16 protein-coding genes are annotated in these 15,306 nt (G+C 73.2%); 12 read left to right on the forward strand and 4 right to left on the reverse strand.

What is annotated here, in order from left to right; genetic code table 11:
* Positions 1 to 37 precede the first annotated feature (37 nt).
* On the forward strand, positions 38 to 2,410 hold the full coding sequence (locus FJ694_RS18015) for an ATP-dependent DNA helicase (RefSeq protein ID WP_157268634.1): 2,373 nt from the start codon (positions 38 to 40) through the stop codon (positions 2,408 to 2,410).
* 717 nt (positions 2,411 to 3,127) lie between these two features.
* Here the strand turns inward: FJ694_RS18015 and FJ694_RS18020 are convergent.
* Complete coding sequence (locus FJ694_RS18020; protein ID WP_157268635.1) at positions 3,128 to 3,700, reverse strand: hypothetical protein; 573 nt, start codon at positions 3,698 to 3,700, stop codon at positions 3,128 to 3,130.
* On the opposite strand from FJ694_RS18020, the gene FJ694_RS18025 reads away from it, so the two are divergent.
* The 11 genes from FJ694_RS18025 to FJ694_RS18075 all read left to right on the forward strand — a co-directional run bounded on the left by FJ694_RS18025 (position 3,699) and on the right by FJ694_RS18075 (position 13,422).
* Positions 3,699 to 3,923 carry a hypothetical protein gene (locus FJ694_RS18025; protein WP_157268636.1) on the forward strand — a complete coding sequence of 75 codons (225 nt, stop codon included), beginning with the start codon at positions 3,699 to 3,701 and terminating at the stop codon, positions 3,921 to 3,923. The two genes, FJ694_RS18020 and FJ694_RS18025, sit on opposite strands and share 2 nt — an antisense overlap.
* A 96-nt stretch (positions 3,924 to 4,019) precedes the next feature.
* Positions 4,020 to 4,484 carry an Hsp20/alpha crystallin family protein gene (locus FJ694_RS18030; protein WP_157268637.1) on the forward strand — a complete coding sequence of 155 codons (465 nt, stop codon included), beginning with the start codon at positions 4,020 to 4,022 and terminating at the stop codon, positions 4,482 to 4,484.
* 64 nt (positions 4,485 to 4,548) lie between these two features.
* The gene (locus FJ694_RS18035) at positions 4,549 to 4,983 is read left to right on the forward strand and encodes an Hsp20/alpha crystallin family protein (RefSeq protein ID WP_157268638.1); all 435 of its coding nucleotides are present in this window, start codon (positions 4,549 to 4,551) and stop codon (positions 4,981 to 4,983) included.
* A 157-nt stretch (positions 4,984 to 5,140) separates the two neighbouring features.
* Positions 5,141 to 6,268: an App1 family protein phosphatidate phosphatase gene (locus tag FJ694_RS18040; RefSeq protein WP_157268639.1), complete on the forward strand. Its 1,128-nt coding sequence runs from the start codon at positions 5,141 to 5,143 to the stop codon at positions 6,266 to 6,268.
* A gap of 193 nt (positions 6,269 to 6,461) precedes the next feature.
* Positions 6,462 to 7,457, forward strand: a complete 996-nt coding sequence (locus FJ694_RS18045) for an ABC transporter ATP-binding protein (protein ID WP_157268640.1) — start codon at positions 6,462 to 6,464, stop codon at positions 7,455 to 7,457.
* 86 nt (positions 7,458 to 7,543) lie between these two features.
* Positions 7,544 to 8,827 carry an ABC transporter substrate-binding protein gene (locus tag FJ694_RS18050; RefSeq protein WP_157268641.1) on the forward strand — a complete coding sequence of 428 codons (1,284 nt, stop codon included), beginning with the start codon at positions 7,544 to 7,546 and terminating at the stop codon, positions 8,825 to 8,827.
* A gap of 388 nt (positions 8,828 to 9,215) precedes the next feature.
* Positions 9,216 to 10,100: an ABC transporter permease gene (locus FJ694_RS18055; protein ID WP_198320887.1), complete on the forward strand. Its 885-nt coding sequence runs from the start codon at positions 9,216 to 9,218 to the stop codon at positions 10,098 to 10,100.
* Between the two features lie 2 nt (positions 10,101 to 10,102).
* On the forward strand, positions 10,103 to 11,032 hold the full coding sequence (locus FJ694_RS18060) for an ABC transporter permease (RefSeq protein ID WP_157268643.1): 930 nt from the start codon (positions 10,103 to 10,105) through the stop codon (positions 11,030 to 11,032).
* Positions 11,025 to 11,756, forward strand: a complete 732-nt coding sequence (locus FJ694_RS18065) for a GntR family transcriptional regulator (protein ID WP_232540092.1) — start codon at positions 11,025 to 11,027, stop codon at positions 11,754 to 11,756. The genes FJ694_RS18060 and FJ694_RS18065 overlap by 8 nt, the downstream gene beginning before the upstream one ends.
* A gap of 36 nt (positions 11,757 to 11,792) precedes the next feature.
* Positions 11,793 to 12,584 carry an aspartate/glutamate racemase family protein gene (locus tag FJ694_RS18070; protein ID WP_157268644.1) on the forward strand — a complete coding sequence of 264 codons (792 nt, stop codon included), beginning with the start codon at positions 11,793 to 11,795 and terminating at the stop codon, positions 12,582 to 12,584.
* A gap of 142 nt (positions 12,585 to 12,726) precedes the next feature.
* A complete protein-coding gene (locus FJ694_RS18075) occupies positions 12,727 to 13,422 on the forward strand; it encodes a helix-turn-helix domain-containing protein (protein ID WP_157268645.1) in 696 nt (231 codons plus the stop codon).
* Positions 13,423 to 13,443: 21 nt separating this feature from the next.
* Here FJ694_RS18075 and FJ694_RS18080 read toward each other — a convergent pair whose 3' ends face one another.
* From FJ694_RS18080 to FJ694_RS18090, 3 genes are all read right to left on the reverse strand, one after another.
* Entirely contained in the window at positions 13,444 to 13,827 is a 384-nt protein-coding gene (locus tag FJ694_RS18080; RefSeq protein WP_157268646.1) for a hypothetical protein, read from the reverse strand.
* Positions 13,828 to 14,118: 291 nt separating this feature from the next.
* Complete coding sequence (locus tag FJ694_RS18085; protein ID WP_157268647.1) at positions 14,119 to 14,580, reverse strand: hypothetical protein; 462 nt, start codon at positions 14,578 to 14,580, stop codon at positions 14,119 to 14,121.
* Positions 14,581 to 14,704: 124 nt separating this feature from the next.
* Positions 14,705 to 15,187: a nuclear transport factor 2 family protein gene (locus FJ694_RS18090; protein WP_157268648.1), complete on the reverse strand. Its 483-nt coding sequence runs from the start codon at positions 15,185 to 15,187 to the stop codon at positions 14,705 to 14,707.
* Positions 15,188 to 15,306: the final 119 nt, after the last annotated feature.

The raw sequence follows: 15,306 nt of genomic DNA on the forward strand, positions 1-15,306 counted from the left end.
GCGCGGCGCCGCCGTACCGGGCGACAATCCCGGCTGTATGTCCGAACAGTCCCCGCCCACGCCCGCCTACACCGTCGCCGTGCGCGCGCTGTGCGAGTTCGGGCTGCGCCGCGGCGACCTCGACCAGCGCTTGAGCGGCGGGCCGACCGCGCAGGAAGGCATCGAGGGCCACGCGCTGGTGGCCTCGCGCCGCGGCGCCGGCTACCGGCGCGAGCTGCCGCTGCAGGCCGACGTCGGCCAGCTGCGCGTGCGCGGCCGCGCCGACGGCTGGGACCCGGCCGCGCAGCGGCTGGAGGAAGTGAAAACCTACCGCGGCCGGCTGGAGCGCCAGCCGCCCTCGGTGCGCGCGCTGCACTGGGCGCAGCTCATGGTCTACGGCGCGCTGCTGTGCCGGGAGCAGGGGCTCGCGGAAGTCGAGCTGGCGCTGGTCTACCTGGAGCTCGCCAGCGGCCGGGAGACCGTGTTCACGCGCCGCTGCAGCGCGCAGGCGCTGGAGCGCGAGCTGCTCGCGGCCTGCGCCGCCTTCGAGCACTGGGCGCGGCTGGAGGCGTCGCACCGCGCCGCGCGCGACGCGGCGCTGCAGGCGCTGGCCTTCCCGCACGCCGGCTTCCGCCCCGGGCAGCGCACGCTGGCCGAGGCCGTGTACCGCGCCGCGCGCGACGGCCGCTGCCTGCTGGCGCAGGCGCCCACGGGCATCGGCAAGACGCTGGGCACGCTGTTCCCGCTGCTCAAGGCCCTGCCCGGACAGCGCATCGACCGCGTCGCCTTCCTGACCGCCAAGACCTCGGGCCGCGCCCTGGCGCTGGAGGTGCTGGCGCTGCTGCGCGACCGCACGCAGCCGCCGGCCGAGGCCCCGGCCCCGGCCCCGGCCCCGGCCGACGCCGATGCGTCCGTCACCGAAGCCGGCACCGGCAGCGCCACGCCGCGCTTTCCCCTGCGCGTGCTGGAGCTCGTCGCCCGCGACAAGAGCTGCGAGCACCCGGACAAGGCCTGCCACGGCGGCTCCTGCCCACTGGCGGCGGGCTTCTTCGACCGGCTGCCCGCGGCGCGGCTGGCGGCCACGGCGTTGCCGTCCTGGGAGCGCGAGCCGCTGCGCGCGCTGGCGGCGCAGCATCAACTCTGTCCGTACCACCTCGGCCTGGAGCTCGCGCCCTGGGCCGACGTCTTCGTCGGCGACTACAACCACTGGTTCGACAGCCATGCCCTGCTGCACGGCCTGAGCACCGCGCAGGGCTGGAAGACCGCGCTGCTGGTGGACGAGGCGCACAACCTCGTGGAGCGGGCCCGGCGCATGTATTCCGCCGAGCTCGACCCGGCCGCCTGGCGCGCGCTGCGGCGCGGCGCCACGGGCGAGGTCAAGCGGGCACTGGAGCGGCTGCAGCGGCGCTGGCGCGAGGCGGTGCGGCTGCCCGACGACGCCCAGGACACGCCGCCGCCCTACCGCGTGCTCGGCGGCCTGCCGCCTCGCCTGGTGGAAGCGCTGCAGCTGGCGTCCTCGGCGGTGCTGGAGCAGCTGGCCGACGACCCGGGCCGCCCGGACCCGGCGCTGCTGGACTTCGCCTTCGACGCGCTGCATTTCGTGCGGCTGGCGGCGGACTTCGGCCCCCACGCGCTGCTGGACCTGCACACGCAAGGGCGGCACCAGCGCCTGTGCCTGCGCAACGTGGTGCCGGCCCCGCACCTGCGGCCGCGGCTGGCCGCGGCGCACGCGCTCACGCTGTTCTCGGCCACGCTGCAGCCGCCGCACCACCACCAGCAGCTGCTGGGACTGCCCGAAGGCACCGTGCGGCTCGAAGTGCAGGCGCCCTTCGCCGCGGAGCAGCTGCGCGTGTGGGTGGCGCCCGGGCTGTCCACGCGCTGGCAGCACCGCGAGGCGTCGCTGGCGCGCATCGTGGAGATCATCGGCGCGCAGTACGACGCGCAGCCCGGCCATTACCTGGCCTTCTTCAGCAGCTACGGCTACCTGCAGCAGGCGGCGCAGCGCTTCGCCGCCGAGCGCCCGGACGTGCCGGCGTGGCAGCAGTCACGCGGCATGAGCGAGGACGAGCAGGCGGCCTTCGTCGCGCGCTTCGTGCCGGGCGGGCGCGGCATCGGCTTCGCGGTGCTGGGCGGCGCCTTCGGCGAGGGCATCGACCTGCCCGGCGACCGCCTGGTCGGCGCCTTCATCGCCACGCTGGGCCTGCCGCAGGTCAACCCGGTCAACGAACAGTTCCGGCGCCTGCTGCAGCAGCGCTTCAACGCGGGCTTCGAGCACGCATACCTGTACCCAGGAATCCAAAAAGTGGTTCAAGCAGCGGGAAGGGTGATCCGTGGTCCCGACGACCGGGGCGTGCTGCACCTGCTCGACGACCGCTTCGCACGAGCGGATGTGAAAGCGTTGCTGCCCGCATGGTGGGCGCTGGCCGACTGATCCGTTGTGCCCAGGCCCGGCGCCGCGCCCGGCGCAGCCGGTGCCGCGCCGCCCGGCCGGTGTTGAACATCGAGATCAACGCGGCAGCCGCCAGGAAGGACAGCGTCAGGCTGTCGACCGGGTCCGGGGCCGAGCCGGCGGCCACGGCCGGCGCCTCCGCCGCCACGCCCAGGTGCCAGAAGTCCTGCAAGGCACGACGGGGCAGCCGCAGTTCGCGCTCCACCGCCAGGCTGTCCGGCCGCGCGATGACCTCCACCACATCCGGGCCCGGGTAGCGGTGCGCGTCCGGTGCCGCGCCCATACCGTCCAGCCCGGGCCAATCCCGCGGCGCAGCGCCCGCGGCGAGGCTTTCCTCCGTCATGAGGCCGGCAAGGCCGGCGGACAGCGGCAGGCCGGAAACAATCCCCGCGGGCAGCGCCTCGGGCATCTCCTGGCTGTTGTGATGCCACAACAGCGCATCATCGCCGCTGCCCTCGCCGGGGGCACCGGGCCCGCTCCAGCCCTGGCCGAACGGCCGTTCCGCCACGTCCGCGTCCGCGCCCTGCGCAGGCGCGCAGGCGGCCGCCGCCGGCTGCAGGGCGGCAGCGGCAAGCCAGATCAGCACGGACAGCGGACGCCTCATGGTGGCCACCTTTTAGTAACGCCATGCAAGCCTAGAGAGCCTTTCCCTCCAAGTCCAAAAACATTTTGTGACCAAGAGTGAGGGATTGACTCCCCTCATTCAAGTGCCCATGGCGCTCTCCGGGCCGACCCGGCGACCGCTGTAGAGCAAAGGCACCCAGCCGTGGCCGGCACGCCGCCGGGGCGCCGCCGCCTGATGACGGACGGCCACACGCGCCGGCGCCGGCGGTGCCGCCCCGGGGACCCGGCACCCGCACGCAGCAACACCATGAACAGCACGGTCGCGACCCCGAGCGGAACGTGGTCGGTCCAGCGGTGCGCGGGCGCCGGTGCGTCGGCGGCGATGGTGAGCTCCCCGGATTGCCACGCCCCCACGGCGCCCGTCCAGACGCAGGCCGGCAGCGCCGCCGGGCTCACCACGGCCTGCCGGCAGGCCTCGTCGAGCGTGCGGGCCAAGCCCGGGAGCACGGCGTCCGGTGCGCAGGCCGCGGTGGCCTCCGCTGCGGCAGAAGGGGAGCAGGTGCCCGCCTCGTCCCCTTCCGGCTCCAGGTGCCAGGGCGCCTGCAGCGACGACGCGGGCTCCGCGCCGGACGGCGCCGGCCACGCCGCCAGCGCCACGCCGGGCGCCCAGGCGACCAGCATCGACAGCGCGAGCAGCAGGGCCTTCATGGCGCATTCCACCTTGCGGCGCCCCGATCCGGCGCCTGATGCCAAGGATCGCGCCGGCGACGCGGGGCGGGCTTGCGCCGCGTCAAGCATGGCGCGGCACGCGGGCACCGCGCAGCGGTTGCGCGGGCAACCCAGGGGCGCGAATACGCCGGCCCAGGGCCGGTTTGCCGTGGCCGCCGCCGATGCCCCGGCCGCGCGCGGCGAGTCGAAAAAAGGCTCTTGAAGCCGCCGCGGGGCGCCCTATCTGGTGCTCATCCCGGCCCGGCGCGACGGATTCGACAGGCGATGCGCGGGGCCGCTGACACAGGAGGACAAGCACATGTTCGGATCCCTTTTGAACTTCCCCGGCGGCGTGTTCGGCGATTTCGAGCGTCTGCGCCGCGAGCTCGACGACGTGTTCGGCCCGGTGGGCCAGCCTTCGAGCATCCGCTCCGTGGCGCCGGGCGCGTTCCCGGCCGTCAACGTCGGCCGCACCCCCAGCAGCGTCGAGATCTATGCCTTCGCGCCCGGGCTCGACCCGGCCCGGATCGAGGTCAACCTCGACCGCGGCGTGCTGACCATCGCCGGCGAGCGCGCCTCGGCGCTGCCGCAGGGCGACGACGGCGCCGGCGCCAGGCAGCGCGTCTACAGCCGCGAGCGCGGCAGTGGCCGCTTCATGCGCGCCATCAGCCTGCCCGACGACATCGACCCGGCCCGTGTGCAGGCGCGCTACCGCGACGGCGTGCTCAACGTCAGCATCGCGCGCCGCGCCGAGGCGCAGCCGCAGCGCATCCAGGTCCAGTAATCCGGCAGCCCGGCCACGCACCGGCCGGTTGCCCCCTCAATCATTGATCACGGGAGACAGCGTCATGACCGACACCCGCGACCTCCAGGCCCAGAACGGAAGCAACGTGCAACAGCAGCCCCAGCAAGCCCAACCGCAACAGAGTGCGCGCCGCGCGGCGCAGGACGAGCGCGCCATGGTGCCGCGCGTGGACGTGCTCGAAGACGAGTCCGGCATCACGCTGCTGGCCGACCTGCCCGGCGTGCCGCGCGAGCAGCTCGAACTGAAGGTGGAAGGCGACACGCTGCTGATCGAAGGCGCCGTCGCGGCCTTCGCGCCCGAAGGGCTCGAAGCGCTGCATGCCGAAGTGCGGCTGCCGCGCTACCGCCGCGCCTTCACGCTCAGCCGCGAACTCGACGCCGGCGCCATCCAGGCGCAGCTGCGCGACGGCGTGCTCAACCTGCGCATCCCCAAGCAGGCCCACGCCCAGCCGCGGCGCATCGAGGTGCAGGTGGGCTGAGGCCGGCGCCGCGCCCGCCCCACGGAAAGCCCCTTTTCCTCCTCGATGCCGGGCGACGCCGCCGCCCGGGCTGCCCGCCGTCGCGTCTTCCGGTACGCGGCGGCGGGTTTTTTTTCATGGCGCGGGACGGGGCACGGCCATTGCCACGCCCCGGGGCATGAAGCTGCGTCCCGCCATCGGCCGCTGGGTGGAGCGTGCCGACCGCCTCAACGACTGGCGCCTGGTGCGCCTGCACCGCTGGCGCCCGCCCGGGCCGCTGGAGATCGTGCCCTACCTCGGCTTCGGCACGCCGCGGCGGCTGCATTTCGGCGGCCGGGTGCTGCGCCGGGTGGAGCACCGCGCGCCGCAGGCGGCCGATCCGGCCTGGCGCAACCTGCTCGCCGTCTACCGGCGCATGGCCTCCGACGAGGTGCCGCGGGCGCGCGTGCGCGCCGAGCTGGGGGCGCTGGCGACGCAGACGCAGGCGAACGACGAGGGCCATTTCCAGTTCACCGTCGAGACCGCCGCGCCGCTGGCGCCGGGCTGGCACGAGGTGGCGCTGGAGCTGCTGGCGCCGCTGGCGCGCGACGCCGAAGCGGCCACCGCCACGGCGCGCGTGCTGGTGCCGCCGGCCACGGCCCGCTTCGGCGTGGTCAGCGACCTCGACGACACCGTGATCTGGTCCAACGTGCGCAACCGGCTGCGCATGCTCACGCTGCTGCTGCGCTCCAACGCCTACACGAGGAAGCCCTTCGAAGGCGTGTCGGCGCTGTACCGCGCGCTGCACCAGGGCGCCACGGGCGGCGAGGGCAATCCCGTCTTCTACGTCTCCAGCAGCCCCTGGAACCTGTACACGCCGCTGCTGGACTTCCTGCGCCTGCAGGGCATTCCCGAGGGGCCGCTGCTGCTCAAGGACTTCGGCAGCGAGTTGCTGTTCGCGCCCACCAACCACGCGGCGCACAAGCTGCGCCACATCGAGCAGGTGCTCGATGCCTACCCGGCCCTGCCCTTCCTGCTGGTGGGCGACAGCGGCGAGCAGGACCCGGAGATCTACGCCGAGGCGGCGCGCACGCACCCGGGCCGCGTGCGCGCCATCTACATCCGCAGCGTGGACCCCGACCCGGCGCGCCACGCCGCCGTGCAGCGCATCGCCGACGACCTGCAACGCGCCGGCGTCGCCATGCGGCTGGTGGACGACAGCGCCGCCGCCGCGCTGCACGCGGCGCAGTCCGGCTGGATCAGCGCCCAGGCGCTGGAGGAAGTGCGCGCCGACAAGCGGCTGGAGGACATGGCGCCGCGGGCCTGAGCGGCGGCGCCTCCACGCCGGCGATCCCGGTCCCGTCGATCCGCCTTCCCGCGGCGCACCAGCGCGGCGCGCGCCGGCGCGGTGAAGTGCCCCGCCACGGTGCCGAACTGCACACGTTGAAGGCGCCGGATCGTATGCAACCTTGCACCCAGGGCGAATACAGCCTGGCACAGGCGTTGCGTACGACGGGTGCATGAGCACCGAATCCGCGCATCTCGAACTGGTGGCCCTGTGCAAGCGCTACGGCGCCGGCGCCCCGGCCGTGGACGCCATCGACCTGGCGGTGGCCGCCGGCAGCTACTGCTGCCTGCTGGGGCCGTCGGGCTGCGGCAAGACCACCACGCTGCGCATGATCGCCGGCCACGAGGTGGCCACCGAGGGCGACATCCTGCTGGGCGCGCGCAACATCACCGACCTCGACGCCACGCAGCGCGGCACGGCGATGATGTTCCAGAGCTACGCCCTGTTTCCGCACCTGAGCGCGCTGGACAACGTGGCCTTCGGGCTGAAGATGCGCGGCGTCGATGCGGCCACGCGCCGAGCCCGTGCCGCCGAGCTGCTGGAGCTGGTGTCGATGGGCGCCTATGCGCAGCGCAAGCCCGGCGAGCTCTCCGGCGGCCAGCAGCAGCGCGTGGCGCTGGCGCGGGCGCTCATCACGAATCCCAAGGTGCTGCTCCTGGACGAGCCGCTGTCGGCGCTGGACCCGTTCCTGCGCGTGAAGATGCGCGCGGAACTCAAGCGCTGGCAGAAGGAGCTGGGCTTCAGCTTCGTGCACGTCACGCACTCGCAGGAAGAGGCCATGGCGCTGGCCGACCAGGTGGTGGTGATGAATGCCGGGCGCATCGAGCAGCAGGGCACGCCGCACGAGGTCTTCAACGCGCCGCGCACCGAATTCGTGGCGCGCTTCATGGGCGGCCACAACGTGCTGCCCGCCGGCGACGCCCGGGTGGCCGTGCGCAGCGACCGCATGCTGCTGTCGCGCGGCGCGGCCGCCGCGGGCGACGGCCTGGCCGCCACGGTGCAGGCCGTCGAGTACCAGGGCACCTACGTGCTGCTCACGCTGGCCAGCGCCGCCGGCGAGATCGCCGCGATGCTGCCCGAGGCCGCCTTCGACGCCGCGCCCTGGGCGCCGGGCGAGGCCGCGACCGTCTCGTGGCGCGCCGAGCACGCGCACGCGCTGCAGGCCTGAGCGCCGCGCAAGTCCGGCCCGCTTGCTTCCCTTTCGTTTCCCGTCCCCCCTCGACACACCACAAAGCCCCAGGAAGGAGCTCTCCCATGTCCGACAGCAAGTCCAAGCACATCCTCGTCCCTGAAGCCACGCTGGGCCGCCGCAACCTGCTGCAGGGCATGGCCGGCATCCTGGCCACCGGCATGGCGCCGGCCGTGTTCGCGCAGGAGAAGGTCGTGCTGCGCTACCTGGGCACCGCGGTGAACCAGGACAGGAAGATCGCCGAGAAGTTCAAGGCCGACACGGGCATCGACATCCAGTACGTGGCCGTGACCACCGACGACGTGACCAAGCGCGCCGTCACCGCCCCGAACTCCTTCGACCTGATCGACACCGAGTACTTCTCGCTCAAGAAAATCATCCCCACGGGCAACCTCAAGGGCATCGATGCCAGGCGCATCAAGAACGCCGACAAGATCACGCCGCTGTTCACCAGGGGCGAGGTCGCCGGCAAGAAGGTGGGCGACCAGGGCACCGCGCCCAAGAAGGTGATGTACCTGCCGGGCGAGAAGGCCAAGACCTTCGCCACCGCGCCCACGCAGTTCATGACGCTGATCCCCACGGTCTACAACGCCGACACGCTGGGCATCCGCCCCGACCTGATCAAGCGCCCGATCAACTCCTGGGCCGAGCTGCTCAATCCGGAGTTCAAGGGCAAGGCCGCGATCCTGAACATCCCCTCCATCGGCATCATGGACGCGGCGATGGTGGTGGAGGCCATGGGCCTCTACAAGTACCCCGACAAGGGCAACATGACCAAGGCCGAGATCGACCTGACCATCAAGACGCTGATCGAGGCCAAGCGCGCCGGCCAGTTCCGCTCGCTGTGGAAGGACTTCAACGAGAGCGTGAACCTGATGGCCTCGGGCGAGGTCGTGATCCAGTCGATGTGGAGCCCCGCCGTCACCGCCGTGCGCACCAAGGGCATCGAGTGCACCTTCCAGCCGCTCAAGGAAGGGTATCGCGCCTGGGCCGCGGGCTTCGGGCTGCCAGCCACGCTGTCGGGCCGCAAGCTCGACGCGGCCTACGAGTTCATCAACTGGTTCCTCGACGGCTGGGCCGGCGCCTACCTCAACCGCCAGGGCTACTACAGCGCCGTGCTGGAGACCGCCAAGGCCCAGATGCAGCCCTACGAGTGGACCTACTGGATGGAAGGCAAGCCCGCCGCGCAGGACATCAAGGCCCCCAACGGCGAGGTGCTGGCCAAGGCCGGCAGCGTGCGCGACGGCGGCAGCTATGAGCAGCGCATGGGCGGCATCGCCTGCTGGAACGCCGTGATGGACGAGAACACCTACATGGTCCAGAAGTGGAACGAGTTCGTGGCGGCCTGAGCTGACACCTTCGCTCGTTCATCCATGAGGTATTCCGTTCGCCCTGAGGTATCGAAGGGTGGACGGCCCGCACCGTGGTGCGGGCATCCGAGCCTGCCGGGTTCGGCCTTCGATGCGCGTAGCGCACCCTGTGCTGAGGTATCGAAGCATCAGTCCGAACGGTTCATGGAGCCTGCAGTTTCTGGCCTCCATGCCAGCCTTCCGGCTTCGCCCTTCGATACCTCAGGGCGAACGGATCCTTTGCCGACCTGCGCGGCACCGAAACGAATCCATGAACGTCCCGGACACCCTCCTCCCCGTTCGCCCTGAGGTATCGAAGGGCAGGCGCTCGCCCGGGGCCGCGCCAGCGCAGCACGGGCAGAAGCAACGTGCGCTTGGGAGAACCAAGGTGCGCGCCCTGCGCGCCGGCCCGCCGGCGTGGCTGCAGGCCGCGCCGTTCTCTCTCGTGTTCCTGCTCTTCTTCATCGTGCCGCTGGCGCTGGTGGCGATGGTGAGCTTCTGGAACTTCAACGAGTACGAGCTGCTGCCCGGCTTCACCTTCGACAACTACCTCAAGATCTTCGAAGGTTGCCCCGTCAACCCGGACGGCAACCTGTGCGTGACCTTCGCCACGTACCTGTCCACGCTGAAGTTCTGCCTGCTGACCTGGGGCATCACGCTGCTGCTGGGCTTTGCCATCGCGTACTTCCTGGCCTTCCACGTGCGCAGCACCGGCATGCAGACGGTGCTGTTCCTGCTGTGCACCATCCCGTTCTGGACCTCCAACGTCATCCGCATGATCTCGTGGGTGCCGCTGCTGGGCCGCCACGGGCTGGTCAACGACACGCTCATGGGCGCGGGCCTGATCTCGCAGCCGCTGGAGTGGCTGCTGTTCTCCGACTTCTCGGTCGTGCTGGCCTTCGTGCACCTCTACACGATGTTCATGCTGGTGCCGATCTTCAACTCCATGATGCGCATCGACCGCTCGCTGCTGGAGGCCGCGCGCGACTGCGGCGCCTCGGCCTGGCAGACGCTGTGGAGCGTGATCGTGCCGCTGTGCCGCAGCGGCATCGTCATCGGCTCGATCTTCGTCGTCACCATCGTCATGGGCGACTTCGTGACCGTGGGCGTGATGGGCGGACAGCAGATCGCCTCGGTCGGCAAGGTGATCCAGGTGCAGACCTCCTACCTGCAGTTCCCGCTGGCCGCGGCCAATGCCGTGATCCTGCTGGCCACGGTGCTGATGATCGTGTGGGGCCTCACCCGCGTCGTCGACATCCGCAAGGAGCTGTGAGCATGGCGAGCCTGAAACTCCGATCCGCCCGCCCCGCCCGCCGCGACGAGAGGCGCCCGCCCGGCTTCTGGCCGCTGGCGATCCTGTTCACGCTGTTCGTGGCCTTCCTCTACGGGCCCACGCTGACCATCTTCGTGCTGAGCTTCCAGGGCCCGCAGGGCGGCCTGACCTTCCCGATGCGCGGCTGGTCGCTGCACTGGTTCGCGCAGCTGGCCGAAGGCCTGGGCACGGTGGACGTGTGGGCCGCGCTGCGCCGCTCGCTGGCGCTGGGCGCGGTGGTGATGGCGCTGACCGTGGTGCTGTCGGTGCTCGCCGGCCTGGCCTTCCGCAAGCGGCTGCGCGGCGGCTCGGCCCTGTTCTTCGTGACGGTGGCCAGCCTGATCATGCCGTCCATCGTGGTGTCGCTGGGCATCGGGCTGCAGTTCCGGCTGCTCGACGACGGCGTGCGCGCGCTGCTCGCGGCCTGGGGGCTGGAAGCGGCGCTGGAGGGCTACACCACGCTGATGGGCCTCTACACCTCGGCGCTGGGCGCGCACCTGACCTGGACCCTGCCCTTCGGCCTGCTGATCATGTTCGCGGTGTTCAACCGCTTCAACCCGGCCTACGAGGAGGCCGCGCGCGACCTGGGCGCCACGCCCTGGCAAAGTTTCAAACACGTGCTGCTGCCCTTGATCGGGCCTTCCGTGGTGGGGGTCGGGCTGTTCGGCTTCACCTTGAGCTGGGACGAGATCGCGCGCACCTCGCAGGCCATCGGCGACGTCAACACCCTGCCGCTGGAACTGCAGGGGCTGACCACCACCGTCACCACCCCGGCCATCTACGCGCTGGGCACGCTCACCACGCTGCTGTCGCTGGCCGTGATCGCGCTGGCGCTGGGCGCCCTGGCGCTGCTGCGCCGCCAGCGCGCCGCCGCGGGACGCCGCCATGGCTGACCCGGGCATGGCCGGCGCCGCCACGCACGCGCCGCTGAGCGACGCGCAGATCCACGACCGCATCGTCGATGCCATCCTCGACCACCAGCTGCTGCCCGGCACGCGGCTGGCCGAGGACAAGCTGGGCCAGGCCTTCGGCGTGTCGCGCACGCGCATCCGCCAGGTGCTGATCCGGCTGGCGCACGAGCAGATCGTCACGCTCGCGCCGCACCGCGGCGCCTCGGTGGCGACGCCCGACCCGGCCGAAGCGCGCGAGGTGTTCGAGGTGCGCCGCATGGTCGAGCCGCTGCTGGTGCAGCGCTTCATGCGCCATGCCTCGGCCGGGCACCTCGGGGCGCTGGCGAGCTGCCTGGCGCAGGAGGAGGCCGCGCGCGCCGCCGGCGAGCGCCGCCGCGCCATCCGGCTCTCGGGCGAGTTCCACCTGCGCATCGCCGACGGCGCCGCGCACCGCACCCTGGGCCGCGTGCTGCGCGAGCTGGTGTCGCGGACCTCGCTGGTGCTGATGACCTACGGCGCCGGCGACGGCCCCACCACCGGCTGCGGCTGCGCCGACCACCGCGCGCTGCTGGCCGCGATCCGGCTGCGCGACGAAGGGGCGGCCGCGGCGCTGATGACGCGGCACCTGGAGGAGGTCGAGCAGCAGCTGCGCATCGAGCCCCCGGCCACGCAGGCGCCGGATTTCACGCGCATCTTCGGCGCCGCGGCCGCGAGCCCGGCAGGCTGATTGCCGGCCCCTTCGAGCCACCGACTTCGCTTGTCCATGACGCTTTCCGCCCCGCCCCGCCTGCTCGTCCTCAATCCCAACACCTCGGCCCCGGTCACGGACCTGGTCGTGTCGCACGCGCGCGCCACGCTCGGCGAACGGGCCCGGGTCGAAGGCGCCACCGCGCGCCTGGGCGCGGCCTACATCGCGACGGAGGCGGCCTGCGCCGTGGCCGGCCACGCGGCGCTGGACGCCTGGGCGGCGTGGCGCGCCGCCGGCCACGCCCGGCCGGACGCGCTGCTGCTGGGCTGCTTCGGCGACCCCGGCCTGTTCGCGCTGCGCGAGCTGTGCGACTGCCCCGTGACCGGGCTGGCCGAGGCCGCCTTCGTGCAGGCCGCGCGGGCCTCGGCCCGCGGGCGCTTCGCCGTCGTCACCGGCGGCACGGCCTGGGGCCCGATGCTGCGCCGCCTGGCGCAGGGCCTGGGCTTCGGCGAGGCGCTGGCCGGCGTGACCACCGTGGCGCCCAGCGGCGCGCAGCTCGCCGCCGATCCGGCCGCGGCGCTGCCGCTGCTGGCGCGGGCCTGCCGCGAGGCCGCGCGCGACAGCGGCGCGGACTGCGTGATCCTGGGCGGCGCCGGGCTCGCCGGCATGGCCGCGCGCATCCAGGCCGAGGTGCCGGTGGCGCTGATCGACAGCGTCGAGGCCGGCGCGCAGGAGGCGCTGCGGCTGGCGCTGCAGGCCGCCGCGCCCGGGATGGCCGCCACGGACGCCGCGGACGCCGCCCCGCCCGCCGGCCCGGCCTGGCAAGGGCTCACCGCCGAGCTGAAGGCCGCGCTGGCCGGACGCTGATGAGGCCCTGACGCCCTGACACCCGGGCGCGCGCGCCGCGCCCCGACCCCTGACCGCCTGCGCCGGCGCCTGCCCCTGCGCCGACACACCCCGCGCGCCGCGCGCGCCCACCGCGCCGTTCGGGCTGTACCGGAGAATCAATTTGACTGTTGAGCAAGCCCCCGCTTCTTCTCATGCGCCTCACGGCGAGGAAGGCGACGTTGCCGCGCCGCGGCGCGGTGCCGACGTGGTGGGCACCAAGGAGGCCGCCGAGATGCTGCGGGTGTCCGTGGCCACGGTGCAGAAGATGGTCGAGCGCGGCGAGCTGCAGGCCTGGCGCACGGAGGGCGGCCACCGGCGCATCCCGGTGGAGTCGATCCTGCGGCTCACGCGCGGGCGCTCGGGCCGGGCCGCGCCGGCACGCCGGCCGCTGTCGGTGCTGCTGGTCGAGCCCAACGCCAGCACCGCTCGGGCGATGGAGAAGTTCCTGGGTGACTGGGGCACGGCGCTGGAGCTGACCGTGGTGGACAACGCCATGGATGCGCTGGTGGCCATGGCACGGCACCTGCCGGATCTGCTGATCACGGACCTGGCGATGCAGCCGCTCGACGGCTTCGAGCTGATCAAGGCCGTGCGGCGCAGCTTCGACACGCCGCGGCTGCGCATCCTGGTGACCACCGCCATGGCCGAGGATGAGATCCAGGCCCGCGGCGGACTCGACCCGCGCACGCTGTGCTACCGCAAGCCCCTGCCGATGCAGCGGCTGGCCGGCTTCATCGATGCGCAGGTGCTGGCGCTGGCCGAGGCCGAGGCCGACCTCCTGTCCGGCGCCCCGGTGCGCCCCGTGCCCGACGCCTGACCCGGGCAGGTGGCCCGGGCCTCAGGCCAGCAGGCAGCGCGGGCAGTGCTGCTGCACCACGGCCTCGACACCATCGAAAGCCTGCTCGACGATGGCCTGGACCTCGGCCAGCAGTCCCAGGGGCACGGCCGCATCGGCGCGGCGCAGCCCCTCCTCCCGGCTGCGTACGGCCAGGGCCGCCTGGCGGCACCAGCCGGCATCGAGCGTGTTGGCCACGTCGTGCAGCGCCGCCACGACCCGCCGCGTGGCGGCTTCTTCAAGGCCGAGGAGGCGGCCCGAACAGGCACGCCGATCCCCCAGGAAATCGCGCAGGAGACCGGAAACGCTGGCATGGTTGCCGTCGAAGTCCTCCAGCGCCTGCACCATGTCCACGGCCTCCAGGTCGCGTGAGGGGTCGGTGGACATGGCCGCGCACGGCTGCCCGACCAGCAGGGCGCAGGCACGCTCGGTGCGAGGGTGGGATTCGTCGTCGGGCGGCTGCGACACGGTAGCGGGAGGAAAGTGACGGGCAAGAGGCACAAGGCGCCTCGTCCCGATGCTATCCGCCGCCCGGGCCGGCGCTCGGCGCCGCGCCGCGCCGCGCCGCGTGTGCAGTAATGCCGCCATGTCGTGGCCGGCGTGCCGCCCGGCGCCTGCCCGGCATGCCTCGTGCCGGGGAGCCGGGCAGCCGGGCCGCCGATCGGGGCGGCGCGGGCGCTACTCCAGCAGCCGCAGGTCCACGATCAGCGCGAAGGCCGGCGCGATGCGCAGCGGGCGGCCGTGGTCGTCGAGGTCCACGTGCCCGGCCAGGCCCACGGCGCAGCCCGAGACCTCCAGCCGGATCGCCAGCATCTGCAGCAGCGGCGCGTCGGGCCCGCGCGGGCGCCAGGTGCCGTGCTCCAGCGACACGAAGACGAGCTCCGTGCCCGGCGGCACCAGCGCCAGCGCCTCGCGCTGGAAGCGCTTGAAGCCCGTGAGCCGGTTGTCCGAGGGCTCCTCGTCCATCACCGGCAGCACCCGCGCGTCCAGCGCCCGCGCGCGGTGCAGCGCCAGCCAGCGCCCGGCGTAGTGCCGCAGCCGCACGCCCGGCGCGCACAGCCGCGCGGCGTAGAGGGCATACACCGCGCGCAGCCCCGCGGGCACGTCGGGCGTCGGGAAGGAGTCGGAACGGTCGCTCATGTCACCTCGGCAGCGGGCCGCGACGGGGCTCGCCGGCACAGGGTGATGGTGAGCGCTGCCGCGCCGCAAGCCACCAACAAGGGCATCCGCCCCCGCCCGGGGCGGGTGGGTCCGGGCCCGGCGTTCAGGGCGCAACCAGCACGAAGCGCGCCTCGCGCCGCGCGATGCGCCAGCCCTCGGCCGTGAGCGCGAACTCGTCCTCGAACTCGCCCAGCGCCTGGCGCTGCGCCGGGCGGCCGAAGGGCCCCTCGGCGTCGGCCGCGTCGCCGCTCCACAGCAGCACCACGCTCAGGCCGCGCGCCCGCGTGGGCGACTCCAGCTCGATGACGCCGCCCGTCACCAGGTGGCGCGTGATGCGCGCGGCCGGGCGCATGCGGTAGGAGGCCACGATCGCCTCGCGCCCGCGCAGCGGCTCGCCGCCGGGGCGCGTGAGCACGCCGTCCGGCGTGAACAGCGCGGCGAAGTCCTCGTGGCGCTGGCTGTCGGTGGCCTGCGCGGCGCGCGCCACCAGGTCGCGGCAGGCCTGCTCGGCCAGCAGCCGCTCGACGGGCGAAGGCGGCCAGGCGGGCAGCGGAGTGGCGGCGGATGGCGGGGCGTCGTGGCTCATGGTTTGTTCACCGGAATTACAGGCAGGGGGCTCGATTGGAACGCGCCGTGCAGGCCTGATGCGCGGCAGGGCCGGGGCGACCGCTTTGCCTGGACGCAGCGCGCCGCCGGCCCGCAGCC

Origin of the sequence: Azohydromonas aeria, assembly GCF_009760915.1 — a bacterium.
Taxonomy (GTDB): Bacteria; Pseudomonadota; Gammaproteobacteria; order Burkholderiales; family Burkholderiaceae_C; genus Azohydromonas; species Azohydromonas aeria.

Excerpts from the sequence above, each read along its gene's own strand:
- FJ694_RS18080 (WP_157268646.1), bottom strand. The coding sequence starts at position 13,827 with ATGTCCACCGACCCCTCACGCGACCTGGAGGCCGTGGACATGGTGCAG.
- FJ694_RS18040 (WP_157268639.1), top strand. The coding sequence starts at position 5,141 with ATGAAGCTGCGTCCCGCCATCGGCCGCTGGGTGGAGCGTGCCGACCGC.
- FJ694_RS18050 (WP_157268641.1), top strand. The coding sequence starts at position 7,544 with ATGTCCGACAGCAAGTCCAAGCACATCCTCGTCCCTGAAGCCACGCTG.
- FJ694_RS18035 (WP_157268638.1), top strand. The coding sequence starts at position 4,549 with ATGACCGACACCCGCGACCTCCAGGCCCAGAACGGAAGCAACGTGCAA.
- FJ694_RS18025 (WP_157268636.1), top strand. The coding sequence starts at position 3,699 with ATGGCGCATTCCACCTTGCGGCGCCCCGATCCGGCGCCTGATGCCAAG.
- FJ694_RS18030 (WP_157268637.1), top strand. The coding sequence starts at position 4,020 with ATGTTCGGATCCCTTTTGAACTTCCCCGGCGGCGTGTTCGGCGATTTC.
- FJ694_RS18090 (WP_157268648.1), bottom strand. The coding sequence starts at position 15,187 with ATGAGCCACGACGCCCCGCCATCCGCCGCCACTCCGCTGCCCGCCTGG.
- FJ694_RS18060 (WP_157268643.1), top strand. The coding sequence starts at position 10,103 with ATGGCGAGCCTGAAACTCCGATCCGCCCGCCCCGCCCGCCGCGACGAG.
- FJ694_RS18045 (WP_157268640.1), top strand. The coding sequence starts at position 6,462 with ATGAGCACCGAATCCGCGCATCTCGAACTGGTGGCCCTGTGCAAGCGC.
- FJ694_RS18020 (WP_157268635.1), bottom strand. The coding sequence starts at position 3,700 with ATGAAGGCCCTGCTGCTCGCGCTGTCGATGCTGGTCGCCTGGGCGCCC.
- FJ694_RS18015 (WP_157268634.1), top strand. The coding sequence starts at position 38 with ATGTCCGAACAGTCCCCGCCCACGCCCGCCTACACCGTCGCCGTGCGC.
- FJ694_RS18085 (WP_157268647.1), bottom strand. The coding sequence starts at position 14,580 with ATGAGCGACCGTTCCGACTCCTTCCCGACGCCCGACGTGCCCGCGGGG.
- FJ694_RS18065 (WP_232540092.1), top strand. The coding sequence starts at position 11,025 with ATGGCTGACCCGGGCATGGCCGGCGCCGCCACGCACGCGCCGCTGAGC.
- FJ694_RS18070 (WP_157268644.1), top strand. The coding sequence starts at position 11,793 with ATGACGCTTTCCGCCCCGCCCCGCCTGCTCGTCCTCAATCCCAACACC.